24 protein-coding genes are annotated in these 24,520 nt (G+C 71.0%); 11 read left to right on the top strand and 13 right to left on the bottom strand.

All coding sequences use genetic code 11. The features are described from left to right. Positions 1–73: 73 nt before the first annotated feature. A complete protein-coding gene (locus tag G3I41_RS24830) occupies positions 74–1,237 on the bottom strand; it encodes an HpcH/HpaI aldolase/citrate lyase family protein (RefSeq protein ID WP_164402594.1) in 1,164 nt (387 codons plus the stop codon). 220 nt (positions 1,238–1,457) lie between these two features. Between G3I41_RS24830 and G3I41_RS24825 the strand changes: the two genes are divergently transcribed. Continuing rightward, positions 1,458–2,276 (top strand): TerD family protein, encoded by an 819-nt coding sequence (locus G3I41_RS24825; RefSeq protein WP_164402593.1) that lies wholly within the window; start codon positions 1,458–1,460, stop codon positions 2,274–2,276. A 52-nt stretch (positions 2,277–2,328) separates the two neighbouring features. Here the strand turns inward: G3I41_RS24825 and G3I41_RS24820 are convergent, their stop codons facing one another. The 6 genes from G3I41_RS24820 to G3I41_RS24795 all read right to left on the bottom strand — a co-directional run bounded on the left by G3I41_RS24820 (position 2,329) and on the right by G3I41_RS24795 (position 6,985). Next, positions 2,329–3,063, bottom strand: coding sequence for a Tellurium resistance (locus tag G3I41_RS24820; protein WP_164402592.1), 735 nt, complete (start codon positions 3,061–3,063; stop codon positions 2,329–2,331). Positions 3,064–3,217: 154 nt separating this feature from the next. Continuing rightward, positions 3,218–4,345: a DUF475 domain-containing protein gene (locus G3I41_RS24815; RefSeq protein ID WP_164402591.1), complete on the bottom strand. Its 1,128-nt coding sequence runs from the start codon at positions 4,343–4,345 to the stop codon at positions 3,218–3,220. 70 nt (positions 4,346–4,415) lie between these two features. Next, positions 4,416–4,991, bottom strand: coding sequence for a TerD family protein (locus tag G3I41_RS24810; RefSeq protein ID WP_018103347.1), 576 nt, complete (start codon positions 4,989–4,991; stop codon positions 4,416–4,418). Between the two features lie 158 nt (positions 4,992–5,149). Continuing rightward, the gene (locus G3I41_RS24805; protein ID WP_164402590.1) at positions 5,150–5,725 is read right to left on the bottom strand and encodes a TerD family protein; all 576 of its coding nucleotides are present in this window, start codon (positions 5,723–5,725) and stop codon (positions 5,150–5,152) included. A 149-nt stretch (positions 5,726–5,874) separates the two neighbouring features. Further along, positions 5,875–6,333, bottom strand: coding sequence for a peroxiredoxin (locus tag G3I41_RS24800; RefSeq protein ID WP_164402589.1), 459 nt, complete (start codon positions 6,331–6,333; stop codon positions 5,875–5,877). Between the two features lie 214 nt (positions 6,334–6,547). Beyond that, complete coding sequence (locus G3I41_RS24795) at positions 6,548–6,985, bottom strand: DUF3052 domain-containing protein (RefSeq protein WP_018103344.1); 438 nt, start codon at positions 6,983–6,985, stop codon at positions 6,548–6,550. Between the two features lie 540 nt (positions 6,986–7,525). Here G3I41_RS24795 and aceE point away from each other — a divergent pair. Then, the gene (gene aceE, locus G3I41_RS24790) at positions 7,526–10,267 is read left to right on the top strand and encodes a pyruvate dehydrogenase (acetyl-transferring), homodimeric type (RefSeq protein ID WP_164402588.1); all 2,742 of its coding nucleotides are present in this window, start codon (positions 7,526–7,528) and stop codon (positions 10,265–10,267) included. A gap of 80 nt (positions 10,268–10,347) precedes the next feature. On the opposite strand, the gene G3I41_RS24785 is transcribed toward aceE, so the two are convergent. Beyond that, positions 10,348–10,722, bottom strand: coding sequence for a peptidase inhibitor family I36 protein (locus G3I41_RS24785; protein WP_164402587.1), 375 nt, complete (start codon positions 10,720–10,722; stop codon positions 10,348–10,350). Positions 10,723–11,026: 304 nt separating this feature from the next. Here G3I41_RS24785 and G3I41_RS24780 point away from each other — a divergent pair, with 304 nt between their 5' ends. The 5 genes from G3I41_RS24780 (at position 11,027) to G3I41_RS24760 (ending at position 16,459) form a co-directional block, all read left to right on the top strand. Next, a complete protein-coding gene (locus tag G3I41_RS24780; RefSeq protein ID WP_164402586.1) occupies positions 11,027–12,238 on the top strand; it encodes an alpha/beta hydrolase in 1,212 nt (403 codons plus the stop codon). A gap of 87 nt (positions 12,239–12,325) precedes the next feature. Then, positions 12,326–13,264, top strand: a complete 939-nt coding sequence (locus G3I41_RS24775) for a DUF4429 domain-containing protein (RefSeq protein WP_164402585.1) — start codon at positions 12,326–12,328, stop codon at positions 13,262–13,264. 17 nt (positions 13,265–13,281) lie between these two features. After that, positions 13,282–14,511 (top strand): sensor histidine kinase, encoded by a 1,230-nt coding sequence (locus G3I41_RS24770; protein ID WP_164402584.1) that lies wholly within the window; start codon positions 13,282–13,284, stop codon positions 14,509–14,511. A gap of 13 nt (positions 14,512–14,524) precedes the next feature. Continuing rightward, positions 14,525–15,208 (top strand): response regulator transcription factor, encoded by a 684-nt coding sequence (locus G3I41_RS24765; protein WP_164402583.1) that lies wholly within the window; start codon positions 14,525–14,527, stop codon positions 15,206–15,208. A 150-nt stretch (positions 15,209–15,358) separates the two neighbouring features. Next, the gene (locus G3I41_RS24760; RefSeq protein WP_164402582.1) at positions 15,359–16,459 is read left to right on the top strand and encodes an alpha/beta hydrolase; all 1,101 of its coding nucleotides are present in this window, start codon (positions 15,359–15,361) and stop codon (positions 16,457–16,459) included. Here the strand turns inward: G3I41_RS24760 and G3I41_RS24755 are convergent. From G3I41_RS24755 to G3I41_RS24745, 3 genes are read right to left on the bottom strand one after another with little or no spacing between them, the layout of a single operon-like run. Then, positions 16,402–16,842, bottom strand: a complete 441-nt coding sequence (locus tag G3I41_RS24755; protein ID WP_164402581.1) for a VOC family protein — start codon at positions 16,840–16,842, stop codon at positions 16,402–16,404. The two genes, G3I41_RS24760 and G3I41_RS24755, sit on opposite strands and share 58 nt — an antisense overlap. Before the next feature lie 47 nt (positions 16,843–16,889). After that, positions 16,890–17,906 carry an aldo/keto reductase gene (locus tag G3I41_RS24750; RefSeq protein ID WP_164402580.1) on the bottom strand — a complete coding sequence of 339 codons (1,017 nt, stop codon included), beginning with the start codon at positions 17,904–17,906 and terminating at the stop codon, positions 16,890–16,892. Then, positions 17,906–18,367 carry a MerR family transcriptional regulator gene (locus tag G3I41_RS24745; RefSeq protein ID WP_164402579.1) on the bottom strand — a complete coding sequence of 154 codons (462 nt, stop codon included), beginning with the start codon at positions 18,365–18,367 and terminating at the stop codon, positions 17,906–17,908. The genes G3I41_RS24750 and G3I41_RS24745 overlap by 1 nt, the downstream gene beginning before the upstream one ends. Before the next feature lie 91 nt (positions 18,368–18,458). On the opposite strand from G3I41_RS24745, the gene G3I41_RS24740 reads away from it, so the two are divergent. Continuing rightward, positions 18,459–19,274 carry a serine hydrolase domain-containing protein gene (locus tag G3I41_RS24740; RefSeq protein WP_164402578.1) on the top strand — a complete coding sequence of 272 codons (816 nt, stop codon included), beginning with the start codon at positions 18,459–18,461 and terminating at the stop codon, positions 19,272–19,274. Positions 19,275–19,301: 27 nt separating this feature from the next. Here G3I41_RS24740 and G3I41_RS24735 read toward each other — a convergent pair whose 3' ends face one another. Beyond that, positions 19,302–21,380 carry an alkaline phosphatase family protein gene (locus G3I41_RS24735; RefSeq protein ID WP_164402577.1) on the bottom strand — a complete coding sequence of 693 codons (2,079 nt, stop codon included), beginning with the start codon at positions 21,378–21,380 and terminating at the stop codon, positions 19,302–19,304. Between the two features lie 250 nt (positions 21,381–21,630). Here G3I41_RS24735 and G3I41_RS24730 point away from each other — a divergent pair, with 250 nt between their 5' ends. Together G3I41_RS24730 and G3I41_RS24725 are read left to right on the top strand one after the other, a co-directional pair. Beyond that, a complete protein-coding gene (locus G3I41_RS24730; protein ID WP_164402576.1) occupies positions 21,631–22,212 on the top strand; it encodes a GNAT family N-acetyltransferase in 582 nt (193 codons plus the stop codon). Positions 22,213–22,318: 106 nt separating this feature from the next. Continuing rightward, a complete protein-coding gene (locus G3I41_RS24725; protein ID WP_164402575.1) occupies positions 22,319–22,507 on the top strand; it encodes a hypothetical protein in 189 nt (62 codons plus the stop codon). A 25-nt stretch (positions 22,508–22,532) separates the two neighbouring features. Here the strand turns inward: G3I41_RS24725 and G3I41_RS24720 are convergent, their stop codons facing one another. After that, on the bottom strand, positions 22,533–23,189 hold the full coding sequence (locus G3I41_RS24720; RefSeq protein WP_164402574.1) for a pirin family protein: 657 nt from the start codon (positions 23,187–23,189) through the stop codon (positions 22,533–22,535). 89 nt (positions 23,190–23,278) lie between these two features. Here G3I41_RS24720 and G3I41_RS24715 point away from each other — a divergent pair, with 89 nt between their 5' ends. Then, on the top strand, positions 23,279–24,478 hold the full coding sequence (locus tag G3I41_RS24715; protein WP_026171552.1) for a helix-turn-helix domain-containing protein: 1,200 nt from the start codon (positions 23,279–23,281) through the stop codon (positions 24,476–24,478). The last annotated feature ends 42 nt before the right edge of the window (positions 24,479–24,520 follow it).

The following is a 24,520-nucleotide window of genomic DNA, read 5'->3' as shown; positions in this document are numbered from 1 at the left end:
CTTTCCACTCGTCTGCCGGATCCGGTGCCGTGCCCGGCGCCGGGTCCCTCTCCGATCGTCCCGCCGATGCCGCTCACTCCGCGAGGCAGGCCGCCAACAGGTCCACGAAGCCGACGTCCTCCCGGGCCACGCCGAAGACCTTGGCGCGCAGCAGGGTGCGCTCGGCCCAGGCCCGGTGCGGCTTCACCTCGTTCATCTTGTTCGTGTACGCGGAACGCAGCACCCCGCCGCCGTCGCGCTCGGGCCGCAGGATGTCCTGGGCGTCGCTGAACTCCTCGTGGCTGACCACGGACAGCGCGTGCACGGGTGCGACGTGCGAGGGGTGGATGCAGGTCTTGCCGAGCAGCCCGTTGGCCCGGTCCAGGTCGATCTCGCGCAGCAGACCGTCCAGGTCGTGGGCGATGAGCGCGGTGCGCAGCGCCTCGGCCCGGTTCTCCAAGAAGGGGCTGCTCCGCAGCTGCGGCTTGAACATGCGCTCCTGGCGGGGGAAGTACTCCCAGACGGGGCCGGTGACCGTGAAGCCCGTCCCGTCGGCCCGGCCGAGCACGTTGACGACGTCCGCGATGACATGGGCGACGATCCGGACGTCGTACGCCGTCATGTCCGGGGAGCGCCGCAGTCCGTAGGCGGAGCAGAAGTCGGTGACGCCGAGGCGGAGCGCGAGGACCCGGTCGCGGTACGCGGTGACGGTCTCGGCGATGCCGCGGAGGGTTTCGCGGCGGGTCTCCAGGTGGAGGAGCTCGGGCGATTCGAGCACCGGCATGGCGAAGAGCCGGCGGCCCGCGGTGGCCTCGGCCTTGGTCAGGGCCTCCATGAACGGCATGCCGCGGGCGCGCGTGAACTTGGGGAGCACGAAACCGGACAGCAGCCGGCCGGAAGCGCCGAGGCGGCGCACCAGGTCGGTGATCTGTTCCGGTTCGCGGACCCGGATGAACAGCAGCGGCACCTCGATGGCGCGCGCGTCGAGGTCGGCGAACTGCCTGACCAGGTTCTCCTCGGCCCCGGGAACCTCGGAGTCGTCGATCGAGTCCTCCAGGCACAGCACCATCGAGACGACTCCGCGCCCGGCCAGCTTGACGATGTCGTCGGCGAGCCGGGGACGGGTGGCGGGGCTGTAGAGCGTGGCGCCGAGGGCGGCGGAGAGGAGGGGGGCCGGCGAGTCGGCGTCGAACGCACAGGGTTCCTGGAAGAAGAGCCCGTCCTTCGCAGCAGCTGCAATATGCCCGAAATGACGCATGCAATTCCCCCCGTACTCTCTGACAGACCGGACAACGTGTGGCCGGTAATAGTACGTACGAACGGGTGTCGGCAGTTCCCATGCGGGGTGAATTCCGGGTGTCATGACCGTTTCGTACGAATTTCAAAAGCGGCGGACCGGGTGAATCCGTCCGGCCGCCGGGAGACGGACCCCGCCCCCGCGTTGTCCGCACGGGCGGCCAGCAGGCAGGATGACCGGCATGACGCACGCGATGGTGAAGGGCTCGAACGTCCCCCTCGACGCCATGGCCGTACGGGCCGTGCTGCGCTGGACGCCGGGTGCCGGGGTGCCCGATGTGGACGCCTCGGCCCTGCTGCTCGGCGCCGGCGGGCGCGTGCGCTCGGACGAGGACTTCGTCTTCTACAACCAGCCGCGCCATCCCTCGGGCCTGGTGCGCAGGCTGCCCAAGCGCAGCCTGCCGGAGGGCCTGACGGACACCATCGAGGCCGACCTGAACGCGCTCGACCCGTCAGTCGACCAGGTGGTCATCGCCGCGTCCTCGGACGGGGCCGCCTTCGGCGCCGTGCGCGATCTGCGCATCATGATCCACGACGCGGCGGCGGCCGGTGGCGAACCGCTCGCCGTGTTCGACGTGCGCGCGGAGACCGGCGAGGAGACCGCGATCATCTGCGGCGAGCTGTACCGGCGCGGGGACGGCTGGAAGTTCCGGGCGGTCGGGCAGGGGTATCCGACGGGGCTCATCGGCCTCGCGACCGCGTTCGGCATCTCGGTCGACGAGGCGGAACCCGAACCCCGGCAGCCCACCCCGGCGCCGCCCTCGGTCCCGCCCGCCCCGGCCCCCGCACCGGACTCGCAGGCGACCGTGCTGCACCAGCAGCCCTCCTACGGCTACCCGCAGCCCACCGCCGCCCCGGCGCCGCAGCCCGCGTACGGCTATCCCCAGCCGACCTCCGCGCAGCCCGCCTACGGCTACCCGCAGCCCGCTGCGGCGGCGGCGCCCGCTCCCGACCCGAATTTCGTGCTGCCTCCGCAGGGCCCCCAGTTCATACGGCCCTGAGGACACGGCCCAAGGGCTGTCCCGTGATCGCCGGCGGGCGCACGGGCGGCCCTCAGGCGCGGCTCTTGTAGCCGCGCCCCCACTGCATGCCGAAGCCGTACATCCGGTCCAGCTCGGACTGGAAGCCGTAGACGAACTTCACCTCGCGGCGCACGATCAGCTCGTCCTTGATGTTCTCCACCGTGAACACCGCGCAGGAGCGGGCCTGCGGGGCGCGCTCGTCCAGTTCGATCTCGATGCGCGGCCCGTTGCCCGGATAGAGCGTCACCTTGGCGTGCGTGCGGTCGAAGGCGGGCGTCTGGTCGTAGATGTAGACGAAGAACAGCAGCCGCTTGATGTGCTCGCGCTGGTCGAGGTTGACGTAGAGCGTCTCGCCGGAGGGGGCGCCGAACCGGTCGTCGCCGCTGAGCCTGATGTAGGGCGGCCCGTTCAGATCGCCGAGCAGATTGCCCAGCGGCTGCACCACGCCCCGGGTGCCGTCCGCCAGCTCGTACATGCAGCCGAGGTCCAGGTCGACGTTGACCATCCCCTGGGTGTGCGCCTGGACGGCCTCCGGCTGGAAGAGCTTGAAGGGGCGCAGCAGCCGGCCGCTCTGCCGGGAGCGGCCCCCGATGTCCGAGGTGCGCATGCGCCAGGAGAGGTTGACGCGGAGGTTGCCGCTCAGCGCGCCCTGCTTGGTCAGCGAGACCGTGGCGTGCCGCCGGGTGAGCACGATGGAGTTGGTGGCCGCGCTGCCCGACTCGAACTGTGTTTCCCGCCCCGGCCACAGGTTGTTCCAGAACGCCATCCCCGACCCCGCCCTCTCGGTCCCTCACCCGTCGCACGCGGCGCATCCGACGCACGCACCACTGCGGGGCGGCTCCGGGCCGCCTCCGGGTGTGTCCCGGAACCGTTGCCGTACGAGCCGCCCCGCAGAGAGCGTTCCCTCAATTCCTACCGGGTCACACCCCGGCGCTCACTTCACTGTTGCCCTCTTCGGCCTCCAGCGCCTTGTTGCGGCGGACGGAGGACCAGAAGGACCAGGCGATCAGGACGACGCCGACGAGACCGGTGATGATCTCGTTGATCTCGTACTGGATGGTGACGAGCAGGATCACGGCCAGCGCGCCGATCGCGTAGTGCGCGCCATGCTCCAGGTAGACGTAGTCGTCCAGGGTGCCCTGGCGGACCAGGTAGACCGTGAGCGAACGGACGTACATGGCGCCGATGCCGAGGCCGAGCGCCATGAGCACGATCTCGTTGGTGATGGCGAAGGCGCCGATCACGCCGTCGAACGAGAAGGACGCGTCGAGGACTTCCAGGTAGAGGAACATGAAGAAGGCGGCCTTGCCGGAGAGGGCGACCGCGGACATCTTCTTGCCGCTCCGCTTGGCCTCTTCCTCCTGCTCGTGCTCGCGTTCCTCCTCCTCTTCGAGTTTGTCCTCGAAGTAGCCGGAGAGCCCGCCGACGATGAGATACGTGATCAGACCCGCGATACCGGAGAGCAGGACCGTCTCCGCCTTGTCCACGTGTCCGCCGCCGTGCTGGTGGGCGTGGGTGGCGACGGTCATCGCGGAGATCAGCAGGACGATGAGCGCGATGCAGACCGACAGCATGTCGACCTTGCCCAGCTTGGCCAGCGGGCGCTCCAGCCAGCGGAGCCACTGGATGTCACGGTCCTCGAAAATGAAGTCGAGGAAGATCATGAGCAGGAACATGCCACCAAAGGCGGCGATCGCCGGGTGGGCGTCCGTGACCAGTTCCTTGTAGCGGTCCGGGTCGTTGAACGAGAGATCGATGGCGTCGATCGGATTCAGGCTCGCCGTGATGGCCACGATCACGACAGGGAAGACCAGCCGCATACCGAAGACCGCGATCAGCACGCCGACCGTGAGGAAGATCTTCTGCCAGAAGGCGGACATCTTCTTCAGGATCCCGGCGTTGACCACCGCGTTGTCGAACGAGAGCGAGATCTCCAGGACGGAAAGGATCGCCACAACGCCGAACGCCTCCCACCCCCCGTAGAAGAACGCGGCCACCAGGCCGATCACGGTGATCGCGAACGACCACCCGAAGGTTTTCAGAAGCACTGGCTACCCCATCATGTATGTAACGGGTCTCCCCCGATGTGCACGGGGCTCCCCCGCGCCGTGCGCGGCTTTACGAAACGTTGACCCCGAAGTCTAGAGCGATGCCTCGCAGCCCCGATGCGTACCCCTGACCAACCGCACGGAACTTCCACTCTCCGTTGTAGCGGTAGAGCTCGCCGAAGATCATCGCGGTCTCCGTGGAGGCGTCCTCGGTGAGGTCGTACCGCGCGAGTTCCTGGCCGTCGGCCTGATTGACGACGCGGATGAAAGCGTTGCTGACCTGGCCGAAAGTCTGACCGCGATTGTCGGCCTCGTGAATGGAGACCGGAAAGACGATCTTGTCGCAATGGGCCGGGACCTGCGTGAGGTTCACGATGATCGACTCGTCGTCGCCCTCGCCCTCGCCCGTGAGGTTGTCACCGGTGTGCTCGACGGAGCCGTCGGGGCTCGTGAGGTTGTTGTAGAACACGAACCACTCGTCGCCGAGGACCCGGCCCGACTGGCACAGCAGCGCGCTGGCGTCCAGGTCGAAGTCGGCCCCCGTCGTGGATCGTGCGTCCCAGCCGAGCCCGACCAGCACCTGGGTGAGATTGGGTGCGGCCTTGGAGAGGGAGACATTGCCTCCCTTGGCGAGCGTGACGCCCATGGTGTGTCCTCCCCGAGTCTATGAACCGTCTTTGTACCGGACGGAGCCGCCGGCCGAACCCCTGCGGCCGGAAGAACTGTCCGTCGAGCGCGTCCGGCGCCGCACGTGGTGCGGCGCCGGACGGGAATGCTGGTGCCGGGGCCGGGGCCCCGGGCAGGTCAGACGTTGACGCCGAAGTCCTGCGCGATGCCGCGCAGACCGGAGGCGTAGCCCTGGCCGATGGCGCGGAACTTCCACTCCGCGCCGTTGCGGTACAGCTCGCCGAAGACCATGGCGGTCTCGGTCGAGGCGTCCTCGGACAGGTCGTAGCGCGCGAGCTCGCTGTTGTCGGCCTGGTTGACGACGCGGATGTACGCGTTGCGGACCTGGCCGAAGCTCTGCTGGCGGCTCTCGGCCTCGTAGATCGAGACCGGGAAGACGATCTTGTCGACGTCGGCCGGGACCGTGGCCAGGTTGACGTTGATGACCTCGTCGTCGCCCTCGCCCTCACCGGTGAGGTTGTCACCGGTGTGCTCGACGGAGCCGTCGGGGCTCTTGAGGTTGTTGAAGAAGACGAAGTTGCCGTCGTTGGCGACCTTGCCCTCGGCGTTCGTCAGCAGAGCACTGGCGTCGAGGTCGAAGTCCCCGCCGGTGGTGGTACGGGCGTCCCAGCCGAGACCCACGATGACCGCGGTCAGGTTGGGCGCGGCCTTGGTCAGCGAGACGTTGCCGCCCTTGCTGAGGCTGACTCCCACGAGTCCTCCCATTGGTTTCTTGGGGGCCGGCCGGTGCCGGCGCCTCCACGTCGTGTTGACATCCGATCAACGAGTGGATCCTAGTGACCGGTTCCCGGCCGAAACAGGCTTTCCGCCCCGGGTCGGCCCGCGATCCGCCCGAAGCCGGATCAGAGGGTGCCGAGCGCCTTGACGTAATCGTTGAGGTCGCGCGCGTCGGGCAGACCGTTGACGACCGTCCAGCGCACCACGCCCTCCTTGTCGATGATGAAGGTGCCGCGCACCGCGCAGCCCTTCTCCTCGTCGAAGACGCCGTAGGCCCGCGAGGTCTCGCCGTGCGGCCAGAAGTCGGAGAGCAGCGGGTACTCCAGACCCTCCTGCTCGGCGAAGACGCGCAGGGTGTGGATCGAGTCGTTGGACACGGCCAGCAGCTGCGTGTCGTCGTTCTCGAACGTGGGCAGCTCGTCACGGAGCGCGCACAGCTCGCCCGTGCAGACGCCGGTGAAGGCGAACGGGTAGAACAGCAGCACCACGTTCTTCTCGCCACGGAAATCGGAGAGCTTCACGGTCCGGCCGTGGTTGTCCTTCAGCTCGAAATCCGGGGCCTGGGTGCCGACCTCGATCGCCATGAAAACGCGTCCCTTCGCTACGTCACCGGGCTGGACTGTCCGGGTGACCCCCACCCTACGCAGACCCCCCGGGCGCCCGTACGGCACCCGGGAAAGCTTCCCGCGTACGCGTGGATCAAGCCGGCGGGTATCCGGGACACGGATGTGCGAGCCGGACGTACGAAGGCCCCCGGCCGGCGTGATGCCTGTCGGGGGCCTTCAGGGGTTGGTGGGGTCAGCGCTTGGCCTTGGCCGCTTTGGGCGTGACGAGACGGCTTCCCGACCAGTCCTTGCCCGCGTTGACGCTCTTGGTCTGGGCGAGCCCGGCGGTCTGGGCGGCCTCGTTGATGTCGCTCGGCTCGACGTATCCGTCGCGGCCGGTCTTGGGCGTCATCAGCCAGACCACGCCGCCGTCCTCGAGCAGACCGATGGCATCCACCAGCGCGTCCGTAAGGTCGCCGTCCTCGTCGCGGAACCACAGCAGGACGACATCAGCGATGTCGTCGTAGTCCTCGTCGACAAGGTCCTGGCCGGTAATGGCCTCAATGCCCTCACGGAGCTCCAGCTCGACGTCGTCGTCGTAGCCGATCTCCTGGACCACCTGTCCGGGCTCGAACCCCAGGCGTGCCGCCGGGTTGGTCCGCTCCTCCGCGTGGTCCGCGGTCGCGCTCACGGGTTGCCTCCTGATCATGTTTCGGAAAATGCTTCAGCCACGCGCGTGCGCGGGGCGTTGGCCGTAGTCCACACGGGAGCGGCGGATCGCGCAAGTACCCAGCGTGCGAGACCGCCTAAACGGTGACGTTTCCTGTCACGTCGCCGCCCTTCAGACAGCTCCCTGCGAGGGCTTCGCGTCCTCCTCCGTTCCTGTCGCGTCCTACGTCCTTGGACAGCTTATGCCGTTTCGGTCCGGCATTCGGAGCCGAGCAGCTTTTGGGAACACTTGCACGCCTTGGGCGTATGGTTGCGTTCCGTCCCCTCTCACCCCGCGTGCCCCATCCTGTCCGAGACCTTCTGCCTGCACCGATACCCACTCGACGGCCGTCCATCCGCCCCGGCGGAACGGGGCGGGGGACGCGTTCGCGGTTACCTCTCGGTAGAGATGACGTACGCGATTCGGCGGTACACGATGGGTTGGCGTACACGTACTTCTCGTCCGGGGGCAGGACTCCCGTTACAGGCCCCGAAGCGCAGCACCGAACAGCGAAGGAACAGCGTGGCTTCCGGATCCGATCGCAACCCGATCATCATTGGCGGCCTTCCGAGCCAGGTCCCGGATTTTGATCCCGAAGAGACCCAGGAATGGCTCGACTCCCTCGACGCCGCCGTCGACGAGCGCGGCCGTGAGCGGGCCCGCTACCTCATGCTCCGGCTCATCGAGCGCGCGCGCGAGAAGCGCGTCGCCGTGCCGGAGATGCGCAGCACGGACTACGTCAACACGATCGCCACGAAGGACGAGCCGTTCTTCCCCGGTGACGAGGAGATCGAGCGCAAGATCCTCAACGCGACCCGCTGGAACGCGGCCGTGATGGTCTCGCGCGCCCAGCGTCCGGGGATCGGCGTGGGCGGTCACATCGCCACGTTCGCCTCCTCGGCCTCGTTGTACGACGTCGGCTTCAACCACTTCTTCCGGGGCAAGGACGACGGTCTGGGCGGCGACCAGATCTTCTTCCAGGGGCACGCCTCGCCCGGGATCTACGCCCGCGCCTTCCTGCTGGACCGGCTGAGCGAGGCGCAGCTCGACGCGTTCCGCCAGGAGAAGTCGAAGGCGCCGAACGGGTTGTCCAGCTATCCGCATCCGCGGCTGATGCCGGACTTCTGGGAGTTCCCGACGGTGTCGATGGGCCTCGGTCCGCTCGGCGCGATCTACCAGGCGCGGATGAACCGGTACATGGAGGCGCGCGGCCTCGCCGACACGTCGAACTCGCATGTGTGGGCGTACCTCGGTGACGGCGAGATGGACGAGCCGGAGTCGCTCGGCCAGCTGTCCATCGCCGCGCGCGAGGGCCTGGACAACCTGACCTTCGTCGTCAACTGCAACCTCCAGCGCCTCGACGGCCCGGTGCGCGGCAACGGCAAGGTCATCCAGGAGCTGGAATCCCAGTTCCGGGGCGCCGGGTGGAACGTGATCAAGCTGGTCTGGGACCGCTCCTGGGACCCGCTGCTGGCGCAGGACCGCACCGGCATCCTGGTCAACAAGCTGAACACGACCCCGGACGGGCAGTTCCAGACGTACGCGACGGAGACCGGCGCGTACATCCGGGAGCACTTCTTCGGGGACGACCCGAGGCTGCGCGAGATGGTCAAGGACATGACCGACCAGCAGATCCTGCACCTCGGGCGCGGCGGTCACGACCACCGCAAGGTGTACGCGGCCTACGCGGCGGCCAAGGCCCACAAGGGCCAGCCGACGGTGATCCTGGCGCAGACGGTCAAGGGCTGGACCCTCGGGCCGAACTTCGAGGGCCGCAACGCGACCCACCAGATGAAGAAGCTCACCGCCGAGGATCTGAAGCGCTTCCGGGACCGGCTGCACATCCCGATCGCCGACAAGGAGCTGGAGGACGGCAACCCGCCGTACTACCACCCGGGCCGCGGCTCGGAGGAGATCCAGTACATGCACGACCGCCGCAAGGGTCTGGGGGGCTACGTCCCGACCCGGGTGGTGCGCGCGAAGCCCCTGCCGCTGCCCGAGGACAAGACGTACGCGGCGGCGAAGAAGGGGTCGGGTCAGCAGTCGATCGCCACCACCATGGCGTTCGTCCGCATCCTGAAGGACCTCATGCGGGACAAGGAGATCGGCAAGCGCTTCGTGCTGATCGCGCCCGACGAGTACCGCACGTTCGGCATGGACGCCTTCTTCCCGAGCGCTAAGATCTACAACCCGCTCGGGCAGCAGTACGAATCGGTGGACCGCGATCTGCTGCTCGCGTACAAGGAGTCGCCGACCGGGCAGATGCTGCACGACGGCATCTCGGAGGCGGGCTGCACGGCCTCCCTGGTCGCCGCGGGCTCCGCCTACGCGACGCACGGCGAGCCGCTGATCCCGGTGTACGTCTTCTATTCGATGTTCGGCTTCCAGCGCACCGGCGACCAGTTCTGGCAGATGGCGGACCAGCTGGCGCGCGGCTTCGTGCTGGGCGCGACCGCCGGCCGGACGACGCTGACCGGCGAGGGGCTCCAGCACGCCGACGGGCACTCGCAACTGCTGGCGTCGACCAACCCGGCCTGTGTGGCCTACGACCCCGCGTTCGGGTTCGAGATCGCGCACATCGTGCAGGACGGTCTGCGCCGGATGTACGGCGGGACCCCCGAGGAGAACGAGGACGTCTTCTACTACCTCACCGTCTACAACGAGCCGATCCAGCACCCCGCGGAGCCCGCCGATGTCGACGTCGAGGGCATCCTGAAGGGCGTCTACCGCTACAGCGGCGGGGAGAAGGGCGAGATCCCGGCCCAGATCCTGGCTTCCGGTGTGGCGGTGCCGTGGGCGGTCGAGGCGCAGCGCATCCTCGCCGACGAGTGGAACGTGAAGGCGGACGTCTGGTCGGCGACCTCCTGGAACGAGCTGCGGCGCGAGGCCGTGGACGTGGAGCGGTACAACCTGCTGCACCCCGAGGAGGAGCAGCGCGTGCCGTACGTGACGCGCAAGCTGTCCGGGGCCCAGGGGCCGTTCGTGGCGGTGTCGGACTGGATGCGGTCCGTGCCGGACCAGATCGCCCGCTGGGTGCCGGGGGCGTACCAGTCGCTGGGCGCGGACGGGTTCGGGTTCGCGGACACACGGGGCGCGGCGCGGCGGTACTTCCACATCGACGCGCAGTCGATCGTGCTCGCGGTGCTCACGGAGCTGGCGAAGGACGGGAAGGTGGACCGGTCGGCGCTGAAGACGGCAGTCGACCGCTACGAGCTGCTGGACGTGGCCTCGGCCGATCCGGGGGCCGCGGGCGGCGACGCGTAACGCGGGCGCGGAGACCGGTCCGGTGCGGGGCGGTGGGACCCGGGGAGGGTGCCGCCGCCCCGCGGCGCGTCCGGAGCCGGTCAGTTCTCCCACACCTTGAAGGCGCGCACCTGGTAGGGCGAACGCGGCAGCCAGGTGCCGCCGCCCGGGTACGTCTCGAACTCACCGGTCTCCGCACACTCGGCGGACTGGTAGGTCGTGACCGGCCGGCCGGTGCGGTTGGCCAGGGCTTGGGCGGTGGTGCCGGGTGGCAGCGGGACACAGCTCTCGATGTCGATGGTGGACAGCTCGTGGGTCTGCCGGGCCCCGGTGAAGTCGGGCTTCGCCCAGAGGCACAGCTGCCCGCTCCCGCAGTCCCCGAGCCGGACGGGCGCGGCGGGTGTGGTGGCCCCGGCGGGTGCGGACAGGAACAGGGCGGTGACGGCCAGGACGGCTGCGGCTACGGTCGTACGCATGTGAGTGGAACCCCCGTGTGATGGACGTGTGATGGACATGCCGTGACGGACTGCTGATGCGGGGCGTCCACCGATGCGGATCTCCCGAAACCCACTCTGCTTGATTACGGAGAGTAATCGGAAGGGTTGGAGTCCGAGTTCACCCCGAAAGGTGACAACCCCCACAGGGTTGACGCGAAAGGCGCGGAGCGTGCCGCAAGGCCGCACGCAGGGTGAGGCGATCGCGGTGTCCTTCCGCACAGTCGAGTGATCTGGGTCACCCTGCTCCCGAACGGGCTCCACCCGTCTCCTAGGGTGGTCCGGAGTGACTTCCTTCGACTCCTCCCCCACGCTCACCGCCTGGCGCGCCCTGCTCGCCGTCGCGGTCGTTTTCGTGATGCTCGCGACGACCGGCTGGACCGCCGTGCACCACCAGCGCTCCGGCGACTCCCGCGCGCTCGCGCTGGCCGCCTGGGCCAAAGGGTCGATAGCGGGCCGGCCGCTGCCTGACGCCGACACCGCGCCGTACAAGCTGGCGCACTTCTTCGCCACGCTGACACCGGGGCAGCGCGCGCACCTCGCCGACAGATACCCGCTCGTCGTGGGGAACCTCAACGGCGCCCCGGTCACCACGCGTTACCGCGCGAACCGGCGGGCGATCGGGCAGGCCGGCGCGGTCGAACGCAAACGCGTCCACGACACCAGACTCTCCGCGTCCGGCCGCGCCGAGGCCCAGCACCGCCTGGACCGATTCCGCTCGATGCTCGCCGGGGACCGCCACTTCCTGGCGTTCGACCCGTCGGGGCGCGGGCTCGCCGCCGAGGTCTTCGGCGACCTGGACCGGGCACGGCGCATCTCGCTCGTCGTGCCCGGCGTCGACACGAATCTGCTGACCCTGGAACGCACCGGCGCCAAGACCAACGCCGCGCCCGTCGGCATGGCCAAGTCGCTGTACGCCGCCGAGCGCGCCGCGAGCCCCGAGGCGCGCACCGCCGTCATCGCCTGGGCCGACTACACCACGCCCGTCGGCATCGGCATGGACGCCGCCCTCGGCAACCTCGCCGAACGCGGGGCGGTCCGGCTCGACGCGCTCGTCCGGGCGCTTCCGGGGCCGGCTCCCGTCTCACTGTTCTGCCACAGCTACGGCTCCGTTCTGTGCGGGGTCGCCGCGAGCAGGCTGCCCGGCCGGGTCGAGGACATCGCCGTGGCCGGCAGCCCGGGCATGCGGGCGGACAACGCCGGACAGCTGCACACCCGGGCGCGCGTGTGGGCGATGCGGGACAGCGGCGACTGGATCGAGGACGTGCCGAACCTGGAGTTCGGGGGCCTCGGGCACGGCGCCGATCCGGTGGACCACGACTTCGGCGCCCGGGTCGTCTCGGCGGACGGCGCGCTCGGCCACAGCGGCTACTTCGAACCGGGCACCGAGAGCCTGGACAACTTCGCCGCGATCGGAGTTGGCGCATACACGTCGGTGACCTGCGCACCGGCCGACAGCACCTGCAACGACGGGGTGTACGCCAACGCGACAGCCTGACACGCGTAGAGACACCGCCTCCGGCCTCCGGAAGCGGTCGACGCCGAGAGGGGACGGGGCGGGCAAGTGCCGCATACGATGAGGCGCATGGGTGATGTGCTGGCCGGAATTCATGCCACCTGGGAGTTCGACGCCGACTCCGTGCTCATCCGCTACGAACGGGGTATCCGCACACCGAGACTCCTCCAGAGCCTCCGTGAGCGCCGCGTCCCGCACGCGGCGCTGTCGTCGGTGACGCTGACCCCGGGCAGGCGGGGCACGGTGGTGCTGCGTGCCGTCCCGCGCCCCGGGGCCGACCCGCTCCTGGAAGCCGCCGCAGGGCAGCTGAAGGACGGCTGCGACCCGTACCGGCTGGTGCTCCCCGCCGCCCGCGAGACCCTTGCCGAGTACTACGCGGACGAGCTGCGGTCCTGCCTCGGCGCGGACTCGGGCGAACCCGCCGACCGTTTCCTCGTCGCGGCCCCGGAGGCCCCGATGCAGTTCAAGGCGTACGACGGGCGGGCCGGCTTCGACGGTGAGCGGATCTCCTTCCGCTGGTCCTGGACCGGCGCCTCGTCGGAGAAGTGGAAGGCCGGCGACCAGACGTTCCCGGTCACGGATCTGTGCGGGGTCGAGTGGCGCTCGCCGGAGGGCCTGGAGGGCTACCTGCGGCTGCTGCCGAGGGGCACGGACACCGCGGTCCCCGCGTCCGGAGGGCTCACCGCCCCCGCGGCGGACGGGACGGCCACCGGCCTCCAGCCGGTGATACCCAGGCCCGCCCGGGCCGACCAGGATCCCGCGGCGGTGATCTTCGGGCTCGGCTACGGCCCGGTCCACGAGTCGCTGCCCTTCGCGGCGGCCGTCCTCGAATCCGTACGCAGGAAGCAGTCCGCGCCCCCGGCCGCCGGCGCCCTCACCGCGGCCGCCCGGCGTGATCCGGCCGACATCGCGGAGCGCATCCACCACCTCGGGGAGCTGCACCGGGCCGGTCTGGTGACCGATGAGGAGTTCAGCGCCAAGAAGGCTCAGCTCCTGGCCGAGCTGTAGCCCGGCCGCCGCCCGAGATGGCCGAGCCGATACCCGCGTCCGCCCCCGCGCGCACCACTGGTCCCCGGCGGTGGACGAGATTCCTGCCGCAGGCCGCCGCCGTGGTCCTGACGGCGCTCTTCCTCCCCATCACCCTGGCCAATCTCCTCGATCAGTACGGGCTCGGCGGCGCGGTCGCCACCACCCTCGCCGTCACCCAGGCCGGGCCCCTGCTGCTGATGGCGCACCGCCCTCTGTGGGCCTGGTGGATCGTCTTCCCGGCGGACGTCGCGGGCGCGCTGGTGCTCCTGGGGCAGCCGGCCCGCGAGTACGACGTGTGGCCGTGGCCGCCCGCACCGCTCATCGCCTGTCTCTTCCTGCTCCTCGCGCTGGCCCTGCGCAGGTCCCGGCGGGTTCTCGTCGCCGTCTGGCTGGCGACCGGGGCGGCGAGCCTCATCCTCCACCTGGTCCGCGCGGACCGCAGCGGCGGCACCGCGCTGCTGCTGCCCCTGTGCGCGGCCGTGGTGCTGGTGATCGGCGCCGCGGTACGGGAACGGCGCGTCGCGCAGCGCCGGCTCGCCGAGCAGGAGACCGTCAGCGAGGCGGAGCGCGCCCGGCGGACGCTGCTGGAGGAACGGGCCAGGATCGCCCGGGAGCTGCACGACGTCGTCGCCCACCACATGTCCGTGATCACCGTCCAGGCGGACTCCGCGCCCTACCGGCTGCCGGAGCTTTCGGACGAGGCGCGGGAGGAGTTCGGGACGATCGCGGCGAGCGCGCGGGAGTCGCTGGCCGAGATGCGGCGGCTGCTCGTGGTGCTGCGCGGTGACGGTGCGGAGGGCGAACGGGCCCCGCAGCCGGGCATCGGCCGCTTGCAGCAGCTGGTGGAGGCGACGGTGCGGGCGGGGCTTCCCGCCGAACTGTCGCTGGCCGCCGGTCTGGGTGACATACCGCCGGCTGTTGACCTGTCCGCGTACCGGATCGTGCAGGAGGCGCTGGCGAACGTGGTCCGGCACGCGCCCGGTGCCCGGACCCGGGTCTCGGTCACCTCGGACGGCGAGGAGTTGACGGTGCTCGTCGTCAACGGCCCGCCGAAACGGCCGGTTTCGCCGCTGGAGACGGCGGGGACGGGCCACGGTCTGGTCGGGATGCGGGAGCGCGTACGGTTGACGGGCGGCTCACTGGACGCCGGGCCGCTGCCGGACGGGGGGTTCCGGGTCGCCGCGCGGCTGCCGCTGTCCCCGGCCGGGCCCGACGACGCCCCCTGAGTCCGGAGGAACCGTGACCATCCGTGTGATCATCGTCGACGACCAGGCCATGGTGCGGGCGGGTTTCGCCGCCCTGCTGGCGGCGCAGGCGGACATCGACGTGGTCGGTGAGGCGCCGGACGGGCGCCAGGGCATCGAGGTCAGCCGCCGTGTCCACCCGGACGTGGTCCTGATGGACGTGCGGATGCCCGAGATGGACGGCCTCGCGGCGGCTCGCGCACTCCTCGACCCGCCGCCGGGCGTGGTCCATGTGCCCCGGGTGCTGATGCTGACCACGTTCGACGTGGACGACTACGTGTACGAGGCGCTGCGGGCCGGGGCGTCCGGCTTCCTGCTGAAGGACGCGCCCCCGGCGGACCTGATCGCGGCGGTCCGGGTGGTGGCGGCGGGCGACGCGCTGCTCGCGCCCTCCGTGACGCGCCGTCTGATCGCCGACTTCGCGAAGCAGGGGCCTTCGGCGGCGTCCAGGGGCGGGGCGACGCTGCGCCTCAACGGGCTGACGCCGCGCGAGACGGAGGTCCTGGAACTCATCGCGCGCGGCCTCTCGAACCAGGAGATCGCCGGGAAGCTGGTGCTCGCCGAACAGACGGTGAAGACGCACATCGGGCGCGTCCTGGCGAAGCTGTCCCTGCGCGACCGGGCGCAGGCGGTGATCTTCGCGTACGAGGCGGGGCTCGTCGTCCCCGGCTCCGCCTGACGCGCCCGCCCCACCCCCTACCCGGGTATCACACGGCAGTTGGCCCCCCGGTGTGACGCCCGCGCACCCACCGCGTTCCTACCTTCCTCCCGTCGCGCCGAACGGCGTGCGGGGACCGGCCGGTTCGGCCGGAGAGGGAGGGCGGGGCGGATGAGGCCTTACGCGAGGACCCTGGTCGCGGCCGCGCTGGCGGTCACCGTGGTGTCGGGGACGGCGGGCTGGGTGTCGGGCAACGCCCAGCAGGCGGTCACGGGTCCGCCGCCGGGCACGGCCTCCTGGCGGGCCGACCACACGCTGGGCCGCGAGCTGCCCGACCCGGAGGAGGATTCGCCCGCCGAAGTCGCGGCGTTCTTCGCGGGGTTGAGCGAGGCGCAGCGACAGGCCCTGGCCGCGAGGCATCCGCTCGTCGTCGGCAACCTCGACGGCGCCCCCGTGGCACTGCGCTACCGCGCCAACGCCCGTGCGCTGAAGGCGTCCCACGACTCCCGCTACGCCCGCCTCGCCGAGGACCCGGCCCGCCGCTTCCTGGCGTTCGACCCGCGCGGCCGGGGCCAGGTCGCGGAGGTCTTCGGCGACCTGGCGGCCGCTCGGCGGGTGTCCGTGGTGGTACCGGGGTCCGACATCGACGCCGGCACGTTCGACCGTACGACCGACGTGTACGGCACGCCGGCCGGCATGGGCAGGTCGCTGTACGCCCGTACCGGGCCGGGCACCGCCGTGATCGCCTGGGCCGGGTACACCACACCGGTGGGCCTCGGGCTCGACGCGGCCCGGGGGACGCTGGCGGAGGCCGGCTCCGTGCGGCTGGTCCGGTTCACGGACGGGCTGAGGGCCGCCGGGGCGCCCGTCACCACGGTGTTCTGCCACAGCTACGGCTCGGTCGTCTGCGGCCTGGCCGCGCACCGGCTGCGCGTCGCCGACCTGGTGGTCCTCGGCTCGCCCGGGATGCGCGCGGACAACGTGGCCGGTCTGCGCACCGGGGCGCGGGTGTGGGCGGCGAAGGACCCCGGCGACTGGATCGGCAAGGTCCCGCACGTCGAGTTCGCCGGGCTCGGCCACGGCGCCGACCCCGCGTCACCGGGGTTCGGCGCCCGCCGGGTGCCCGCGGACGACGCGAAGGGGCACACCGGCTACTTCGCCCCGGGAACGGAGTCGCTGAGCGCGTTCACGTCCATCGCCCAAGGCGCGTACGGCTACCGCCCCAGCTCCTCCGCCAGCCCGACGATGACGCCGTCCGGGCCGCGCAGGTAGCAGAGGAGGTAGGTGTCCTCGAACCGCGCGATGGAACCGACGAGTTCGCCGCCGAGCGGACGCAGCCGGGCGACGGTGTCCTCGACGTCGTCCACGGCGAACATCACGCGGTGCGTGCCGAGAACGTTGTGCGGCCGGTCGCGCGGGGCGTCGATCAGCGCGGGGCTGAGGTACTTCGCCAGCTCCAGGCGGCTGTGCCCGTCCGGGGTGCGGAGCATGGCGATCTCGCAGTGCGTGCCGTCGAGCCCGGTGCACTGCTCGGCGAAGCCGCCCTGGACCTCGCCCTTGCCCTCCAGCTCCATGCCGAGCTCCCGGAAGAACGCGATGGCCGCGTCCAGGTCCTCGACCACGATGCCGACGTTGTCCATCCGCTTGATCGCCATGCCGGTTCCTCCTCGCTCGGTTCCCTCGTACGGACGCTACCCGCGCGCTACTCGCGGACGAGGGAGGTCAGGCTCATGTCCGGGTAGCGGTCGCCCGCGACCTGCCCGGCGATCGGTTCGAGGAGGGCCAGCTCGTCGTCGGTGAGCGTGAGGCGGGTGGCGCCGACGTTCTCCAGGAGGCGGTGGCTCCTGCGGGTGCCCGGGATCGGGACGACGGTGATGCCGTGGACCTGGGCGCGCTGCTGGACCCAGGCGAGCGCGACCTGCCCGGCACTCGCCCCGTGAGCGGCGGCGATCTTGTGGACGGGCTCCAGGAGTGCCGCGTTGGTCTTGGCGTTCTCGCCGGTCATCCGGGGGTGCGAGGCGCGGAAGTCGCCCTGGGAGAGCTCCTTGCCCGCGTCCGCGAAGGACCCGGTGAGGAAACCGCGGCCCAGCGGCGAGTACGGCACGACCGTGACGCCCAGTTCGGCGGCCGCGGCCACCGCGCTGCGCTCCACGTCCCGGCTGAAGAGGGACCACTCGGACTGGAGGGCGGCGATCGGGTGCACGGCGTGAGCCTCGCGCAGTTCGGCGCCGGTGACCTCGCTGAGCCCGAGCTGCTTCACCTTGCCCTCCCGGACCAGCTCGGCCATGGCACCGACGGACTCCGCGAGCGGGACCGCGGTGTCGCGGCGGTGCATGTAGTAGAGGTCGATGACGTCGGTGTCCAGGCGGCGCAAACTCGCCTCTACGGCCTTGCGGATGTACGCGGGGCTGTTGTTGACGCCCCGGTAGTCCGGGTCGTCGACGCGCCGCTCGACGCCGAACTTGGTGGCGAGGGTGATCTCGTCGCGGTGCGCCCCGACGAACGGCGCGAGGAAGGTCTCGTTGGCGCCGCTGCCGTAGATGTCGGCGGTGTCGAAGAGGGTGACACCCGCCGCCAGCGCCGTTTCCAGCGTCTCGCGGGCCGAGACCTCGTCGGTGTCCCCGTAGAACTCGCTGATGCCCATGCAGCCGAGGCCCTGGACCCCGACGCGGGGGCCTCCTCGGCCGAGTTCGACGGTGGCGATCTTGTGGTCGGTCATCAGGCACTGGGCCCTTCCGGCGCCCGGCGGGCGCCCGCATAGAAGTCGATCTTGTAGTCCAGTACGGCCAGGGTGTCCTGGAGCTCCGCGATCCGCGTCTTGACGTCGCGGCGGGTCGCCTCCAGCAGTTCCTGCCGTTCCTCGAAGGTGTGGTCGCCCTCGCGTATGAGCTCGGCGTACCGGACCATGTGCGCGACCGGCATCCCGGTCAGCCGCAGCTTGGTGACGAAGGCGAGCCAGTCGAGGTCCCGGTTGCTGAAGCGGCGCTGGCCGGTGTGGGACCGGTCGACGTGCGGCATCAGCCCGATCCGTTCGTACCAGCGCAGGGTGTGGGCGGTCAGCCCGGTGAACGCGGCGACCTCGCTGATCGTGTAGCGGTCCTGCCCGTCGGGGCGCGGGTGCGCCGAGGGGGCGGAGGCGCAGATATCGGTCCGGGTCGAAGTGGTCTCCATCACCGTCATGCCTCCACGCTATGACGTTGGAGTGCACTCGAAGCAAGCACCATTGGGTGCGGTTTCCGACAGAGGGGGTCCGGAATCTACTCTCGTACGCATGCAGAGCCTGGCGATGATCGAGAACTGGCCCGTCCCCACCGCCGCGGCGGCCGTCGTACGAGCGGACGGCACGGTCGCCGGTACGCACGGCCCGACCGCGCACCGCTTCCCGCTCGCCTCCGTCACCAAACCGCTCGCGGCGTACGCGGCGCTGGTGGCGTACGAGGAGGGCGCCGTGGAACTGGACGAACCGGCGGGCCCCGAGGGCTCGACCGTGCGCCACCTCCTCGCCCACACCAGCGGCCTCGCGTTCGACGAGCACCGGGTGATGGCCCCGCCCGGTAACCGGCGCCTCTACTCCAACGCGGGCTTCGAGGTGCTGGGCGACCACATCGCGAAGGCCACCGAGATCCCGTTCCCGGAGTACGTCCGCCAGGCGGTCCTGGAACCGCTCGGGATGACGGCGACCACCCTGGACGGCTCCCCCGCGAAGGACGGCGTCTCCACGGTCGCCGACCTCGCGCGCTTCGCCGCCGAGGTGCAGGCCCCCCGCCTCCTCGACCCGCGCACCGTGCTCGCCGCGCAGACCGTCGTCCACCCGGGCCTGAAGGGCGTCCTCCCCGGCTACGGCCACCAGAACCCCAACGACTGGGGCCTCGGCTTCGAGATCCGCGACTCCAAGTCCCCGCACTGGACCGGTGCCTCCTCCTCCCCCGCGACCTTCGGCCACTTCGGGCAGTCGGGTACGTTCCTCTGGGTCGACCCGGCGGCGGGCGCGGCCTGCGTCGCGCTCACCGACCGGGCCTTCGGCCCGTGGGCGGTCGAGGTGTGGCCGCCGTTCACCGACGCGGTGCTGGCGGAGCTGGCGGGCTGACCGATGCGACGGGGCCCGCCGCCCCGGTCAGCGGTCGTTCACCGTCGCCACCCGGCCCGCGTACCGCTGGGTCCAGCCGGTGCCGGTGTCGGCGGTGAGCACCACGTCGTAGTAGCCGTGCTCGGTGGGCCACTCCACGACCGCGGAGTGGCCGCCGGGGACGGTGACCTTACGGGTGCCGCCCGCGTAGTCGTTGGCCTCCAGGGTGTACCGGACGGGGTGGCGGCCGTCGTTGTGCAGCCCCAGGCGGACCACCGGGCGCCTGCCCCGGACCAGCCGCGCCTCGACGCGCGGCAGGCCGATGCGGCGGGTGCTCGCGTCCTCGGGGAGCAGCTGCCCGGCGAAGGAGCGCAGGAACCCGTCGGGGCCGTACACCGAGAAGGCGTATCTGCCGTCGGTGGCGGTCGTGTCCCAGGTGTACGAGCGCGGGGACGCCGCGCTCACCGTGTGCGGGATGTTCTCGAACGGGAGGTACCGGTCGGGGAAGACCTGGAGGCTCACCGCCTTGCCCTCCGGACCGCCGGTCAGCGTCATGGCGGCGGTCACCGTGCCGGCGGCCCGGTCCTCGGTGAGCACGGCGTGCGGGTGGAAGGAGAGCCCGCGCGGCTCCATCCGGTCGCGGGGCGGCCTCGGCGGGGTGCCGGTGACCGGGTCGGCGATGACGACCGGGCCGGGGCGCGGGTGCGCGAAGTCGATCGCGCTGGTCAGGTCGCCGGCGATGGAGCGGCGCCACGGGGTGATGTTCGGGCAGGTGAACGGCTTGCCCAGATGCGCGGCCCAGGTCTCCAGGAACCTCACGGTCGAGGTGTGGTCGAAGACCTCCGAGGCGACGTGGCCGCCGCGCGTCCACGGTGAGACCAGCAGCATCGGGACGCGGGGCCCGAATCCGTACGGGGTGGTGCCGGAGTACTCGCCGGGGGTGCCGGCCTCCGGGCGGGGCGGCAGGACGTGGTCGAACTTCCCGTCGTTCTCGTCGTACGTGATGATCACGAGGGTGTGGTTCCAGATGTCCTCGTTGCTCTGGAGGGTCTTCAGCACCTTGTTCATGTACCGCTCGCCGTGCACCGTGTCGAAGCCCGGGTGCTCGCTCCACGCGGCGGGCATGACCACCCAGGACACCTCGGGCAGCGGGTGCTCGGCGCCCGGTTCGCAGGCGGCGATCAGGTCGCGCAGGACGGCGTCCAGGTTGGCCTCGGAGTCGTCGTTGGGCGTGGTGGCGCCCGCGTAGACGAAGGAGTTGGCCTTCCAGACCCTGCCGGTGCCCGGTTCGAGCTCGGCCGGGTCGGCGGTGCGGGGGTCGAAGGCGGCGAAGCTGTTGGTGACGTTGCAGCCGTACTCGCCGACGTATCCGCTCTGCAGGCTCTTGCCGACGCCGTTGCCGCTGTTGTCGGAGTAGACCCGCCAGTCGATGCCGGCCTGCTGGAGCTGTTCGGGGACGGTGGTCCAGCGGCGGGTGTAGTCGTTCTGCCCGGCGTTGCTGGTCTCGCCGCCGGCCGTGCCGCTCATCAGGTAGTAGCGGTTGGGGATCGTGGGCCCGTGCAGCGAGCAGAAGTTCATGTCGCAAACGGTGTACTGGGAGGCGAGCGAGTACATCCACGGCATGTAGTCGGGTGTGTAGTACCACATGCAGTGGTCGCCCTTGTCCTGCACCCAGGTGTCCCAGCGCCCGCCGTTGGCACCGTAGAAGTTGTGCTTGTCGCTCCAGGTGGCGGTCGAGACGGCGGGCGTCACGATGGCGCCCGCGGCGTCGCGCTGCTGGAAGACGGTGGTGCCGTCCTGGAACGTCAGGACCTGCTTGTCGTCGTGGCCGCGCACCCCCTTCAACTGGCCGAGGTAGTGGTCGAAGGAACGGTTCTCCTGCATGAGGATCACCACGTGCCTCAGGTCGGAGATATCGCCCTTGAATCCTTGGGGCAGGCGGTATTCGGCCGCCTCTGCCTGCGCGCCGCCGACCGCCTCGGCCACCGGGCCGGCGGCGAGGGCGCCGAGCGACACGGCGGCCGTCTGCAGCATCCTGCGGCGGCTGATGCGCATCTCGTTGGTGAGCTCGCCGGTGTCATCGGCTTGGGTGTCCGCACACGGGATCTCGCTGATCTGAAGGGTCATCGGGGCACCTCTGCGGGGAGAGTGGTTCACAAGGGGGAGGGACGTCTGCGCGCCTGCGAAAGCTAGGCCGCCGGTACGAACGGCGGGCGAACCGTGGACGTATTCCTGAGGCACCGGCAGATTTACATGGCCCCGACATGCAGTCGAGATCCCGCACGGTGATAGCCGAAAGTCGCGCCCCATTGGCCGGTCCGCCGGTCTTGCCGGGACGCTGGCCGCCGGTCCCGGACGGCCGCTACGCTCCCCGCCCATGACCGACGACACAGTCCGCGCCACCGCGTCCGACGTCCCCGCGCTCGCGGGCGTGCTGGCCAGCGCGTACGCCGAGGACCCGGTCTGGTCCTGGCTGATGCCCCGCGACCGCTACCGGCGGCTGCGGCTGCTGTTCACCGCGCACCTGGCGCAGCAGATCCCGGCGGGCCGGGTGTGGACGGACGAGGACCGCACGGTGGCGGCCGTCTGGGCGGAACCCGGCGCCTGGAAGCTCCCGGCGGGCTACCTGCTGCGCAACGCGGGCACGCTGCTGCGGGCGAGCCGGGCACAACTCCCCCGCACGGCCGGCCGCCTGCTCGCCCTGGAGCACCGGCACCCGGCCCGCCCCGCGCACTGGTACGTCGAGTACCTCGGCACCCACGCCGACGCACGCGGTACGGGACGCGGTTCGGTGGTCCTCGGCGGCCTGCTGGAACGGGCGGACGCGGACGGCCGCCCGGTCTTCCTGGAGTCGAGCAACAGCCGCAACCTCACCTTCTACCGCCGCCACGGCTTCGAGGTCCGCGAGGAGATGACGTTCCGCTCGGGGCCGCCGATGTGGTCGATGTGGCGGCGGTAGCCCGCCCCCGTCACCGGGATTTTCCGTCACCCATCGTGTTTACGGAGCCGGTTTCCGGTTACGACACGTAGTGACAGACCGTCAGTACCCGACGGAAGGCAGGAACATGAACGCCCTCATCGTGCTGATCCTCGTCGCGGTCCTCGCCCCGCTCGCCTTCGTGGCCCTGGCCCCTAAGGTGCCCGCGCGGCGCAACGCGTTCCCCGGCCGGAGCAGCGGCCGGAGCCGCCGGCGTCCGGCGGCGCGGCTGAGCGAGATCCCGCGCCAGCAGGCCGACCGGCACCACGCCCGCTGACGCGGGCCGGTGGCCGGGGTGCCGGTCAGTCGCACAGCTCCCAGACCAGCACCTCGGCCGCGTCGGCCGCGACCAGTTCGAGGCCCCGTTCAGCGGTGACGCGGGCCGCGTCGCCCGCCGTCAGCTCCTCCGCGCCGACGCGCACGGTGCCGCGCACCACGTGGACGTAGACCCGGGGGGCGTCGGGGAGCTCCGCGCGCCCGCCCTCCGGGAGGCGGCGCACATGGAGCATGGCGCCCGCCTCGGGGAGGGCGTACGGGGTGGAGTCGGCGATGCCCGGCACGGTCGTGTACGAGGGCTCACCGCCGGGCTCCAGGGGCGTGAGCCACATCTGAAGGAACGTCAGCGGACGTTCGCCGTCGTTGCGTTCGACGTGGCGGACGCCGGAAGCGGCGCTGAGGTGCTGGACGTCACCGGCCCGGACCACCGTGGCGTGACCGGCCGAGTCGCGGTGCGTCAGCTCGCCCTCGACGACCCAGGTGACGATCTCCGTATGGCTGTGCGGGTGCTCCTCGAAGCCCGCGCCGGGCGCGAGGCGCTCCTCGTTGCAGGCGAGGACCGGACCGAAGCGGAGGTTGTCGGGGTCGTAGAAGGTGCCGAAGGAGAACGCGTGCCGGGACGCGATGCCGGCCTCCGCGTCCCCGCCCTCGAACCGGTCGCCCGCGCGGTGTACGGAAATCACCCGTCCACGGTAGCCCGCCGGCCCCCGGACCCGGCCGTCCCCGGCCCCGGCCATCCGGGCGCGCGGCCGGATAGGGCAGTCTTGTCCACGTGCCCCGACCCGATCCTGAGCAGCCCGCTGCGAACGACGCCCACCTCCATGCCGCGACCCTGAAGCGGCTTGAGCAGTCCTCCGGCCGGCTGGCCGCGAACGCGATCGCCCGCATGGACGAGTCGCTGCCGTGGTACCGGGCGATGCCCCCGGAGAACCGGTCCTGGATCGGCCTGGTCGCCCAGGCCGGTATCGCCGCGTTCACCGAGTGGTTCCGGCATCCGGAGACCCCGCAGGCGATCTCGACCGACGTCTTCGGGACCGCCCCGCGCGAGCTGACCCGGGCCATCACGCTGCGGCAGACCGTCGAGATGGTGCGGACCACGATCGAGGTCATGGAGGCCGCGATCGACGAGGTCGCCGCGCCCGGCGACGAGTCGGTGCTGCGGGAGGCGCTGCTCGTGTACGCCCGCGAGATCGCGTTCGCGACCGCCCAGGTGTACGCGCAGGCGGCCGAGGCCCGGGGCGCCTGGGACGCCCGCCTCGAATCGCTCGTGGTGAACGCGGTGCTGTCCGGCGAGGCCGACGAGGGCGCCGTCTCCCGGGCCGCCGCCCTCGGCTGGAACTCCCCCGAGCACGTCTGCGTGCTGCTCGGCACCGCCCCGGACGGGGACAGCGAACTGACCGTGGAGGCGATCCGGCGCGCCGCCCGGCACGCCAAGCTCCAGGTCCTCACCGGGGTGCTCGGCAACCGCCTGGTGGTCATCGCGGGCGGCAGCGACAACCCGCTCCAGGTCGCGAAGGCCCTGATCGGGCCGTACGCGGCGGGCCCCGTGGTGGCCGGACCGGTGGTGGCGGACCTGCTGGCCGCGACCCGGTCCGCACAGGCCGCGGCCGCCGGGCTGAAGGCCTGCGGAGCCTGGCAGGACGCGCCGAGGCCGGTGCTCGCGGACGATCTGCTGCCGGAGCGCGCGATGGCGGGCGACCCTGCCGCGCGCGAGCAGTTGGTGGAGGAGATCTACAGACCGCTGGAAGAGGCGGGCTCCGCACTCCTGGAGACGCTGAGTGTGTATCTGGAACAGGCGAGCAGCCTGGAGGGCGCGGCCAGGATGCTCTTCGTGCATCCCAACACCGTGCGCTACCGGCTTCGACGTGTGACAGACGTCACCGGTTGGTCACCTTCCGATGTGCGCTCGGCGTTCACTCTGCGAATCGCCCTGATCCTGGGGCGTCTGGCCGACCGGGATACGCAGTCCTAGACTTTTGTCGGACATCAACAATTCCCCCTACGGTTCTTCGTC

The organism is Streptomyces sp. SID9727 (assembly GCF_010550605.1).
GTDB lineage: Bacteria > Actinomycetota > Actinomycetes > Streptomycetales > Streptomycetaceae > Streptomyces.
Note: the sequence above shows the minus strand (reverse complement) of the source record. Positions and strands in the feature narration are given on the sequence as shown.

Excerpts from the sequence above, each read along its gene's own strand:
- G3I41_RS24830 (WP_164402594.1), bottom strand. The coding sequence starts at position 1,237 with ATGCGTCATTTCGGGCATATTGCAGCTGCTGCGAAGGACGGGCTCTTC.
- G3I41_RS24825 (WP_164402593.1), top strand. The coding sequence starts at position 1,458 with ATGACGCACGCGATGGTGAAGGGCTCGAACGTCCCCCTCGACGCCATG.
- G3I41_RS24820 (WP_164402592.1), bottom strand. The coding sequence starts at position 3,063 with ATGGCGTTCTGGAACAACCTGTGGCCGGGGCGGGAAACACAGTTCGAG.
- G3I41_RS24810 (WP_018103347.1), bottom strand. The coding sequence starts at position 4,991 with ATGGGCGTCACGCTCGCCAAGGGAGGCAATGTCTCCCTCTCCAAGGCC.
- G3I41_RS24800 (WP_164402589.1), bottom strand. The coding sequence starts at position 6,333 with ATGGCGATCGAGGTCGGCACCCAGGCCCCGGATTTCGAGCTGAAGGAC.
- G3I41_RS24785 (WP_164402587.1), bottom strand. The coding sequence starts at position 10,722 with ATGCGTACGACCGTAGCCGCAGCCGTCCTGGCCGTCACCGCCCTGTTC.
- G3I41_RS24775 (WP_164402585.1), top strand. The coding sequence starts at position 12,326 with ATGGGTGATGTGCTGGCCGGAATTCATGCCACCTGGGAGTTCGACGCC.
- G3I41_RS24770 (WP_164402584.1), top strand. The coding sequence starts at position 13,282 with ATGGCCGAGCCGATACCCGCGTCCGCCCCCGCGCGCACCACTGGTCCC.
- G3I41_RS24760 (WP_164402582.1), top strand. The coding sequence starts at position 15,359 with ATGAGGCCTTACGCGAGGACCCTGGTCGCGGCCGCGCTGGCGGTCACC.
- G3I41_RS24755 (WP_164402581.1), bottom strand. The coding sequence starts at position 16,842 with ATGGCGATCAAGCGGATGGACAACGTCGGCATCGTGGTCGAGGACCTG.
- G3I41_RS24750 (WP_164402580.1), bottom strand. The coding sequence starts at position 17,906 with ATGACCGACCACAAGATCGCCACCGTCGAACTCGGCCGAGGAGGCCCC.
- G3I41_RS24745 (WP_164402579.1), bottom strand. The coding sequence starts at position 18,367 with ATGACGGTGATGGAGACCACTTCGACCCGGACCGATATCTGCGCCTCC.
- G3I41_RS24740 (WP_164402578.1), top strand. The coding sequence starts at position 18,459 with ATGCAGAGCCTGGCGATGATCGAGAACTGGCCCGTCCCCACCGCCGCG.
- G3I41_RS24735 (WP_164402577.1), bottom strand. The coding sequence starts at position 21,380 with ATGACCCTTCAGATCAGCGAGATCCCGTGTGCGGACACCCAAGCCGAT.
- G3I41_RS24730 (WP_164402576.1), top strand. The coding sequence starts at position 21,631 with ATGACCGACGACACAGTCCGCGCCACCGCGTCCGACGTCCCCGCGCTC.
- G3I41_RS24725 (WP_164402575.1), top strand. The coding sequence starts at position 22,319 with ATGAACGCCCTCATCGTGCTGATCCTCGTCGCGGTCCTCGCCCCGCTC.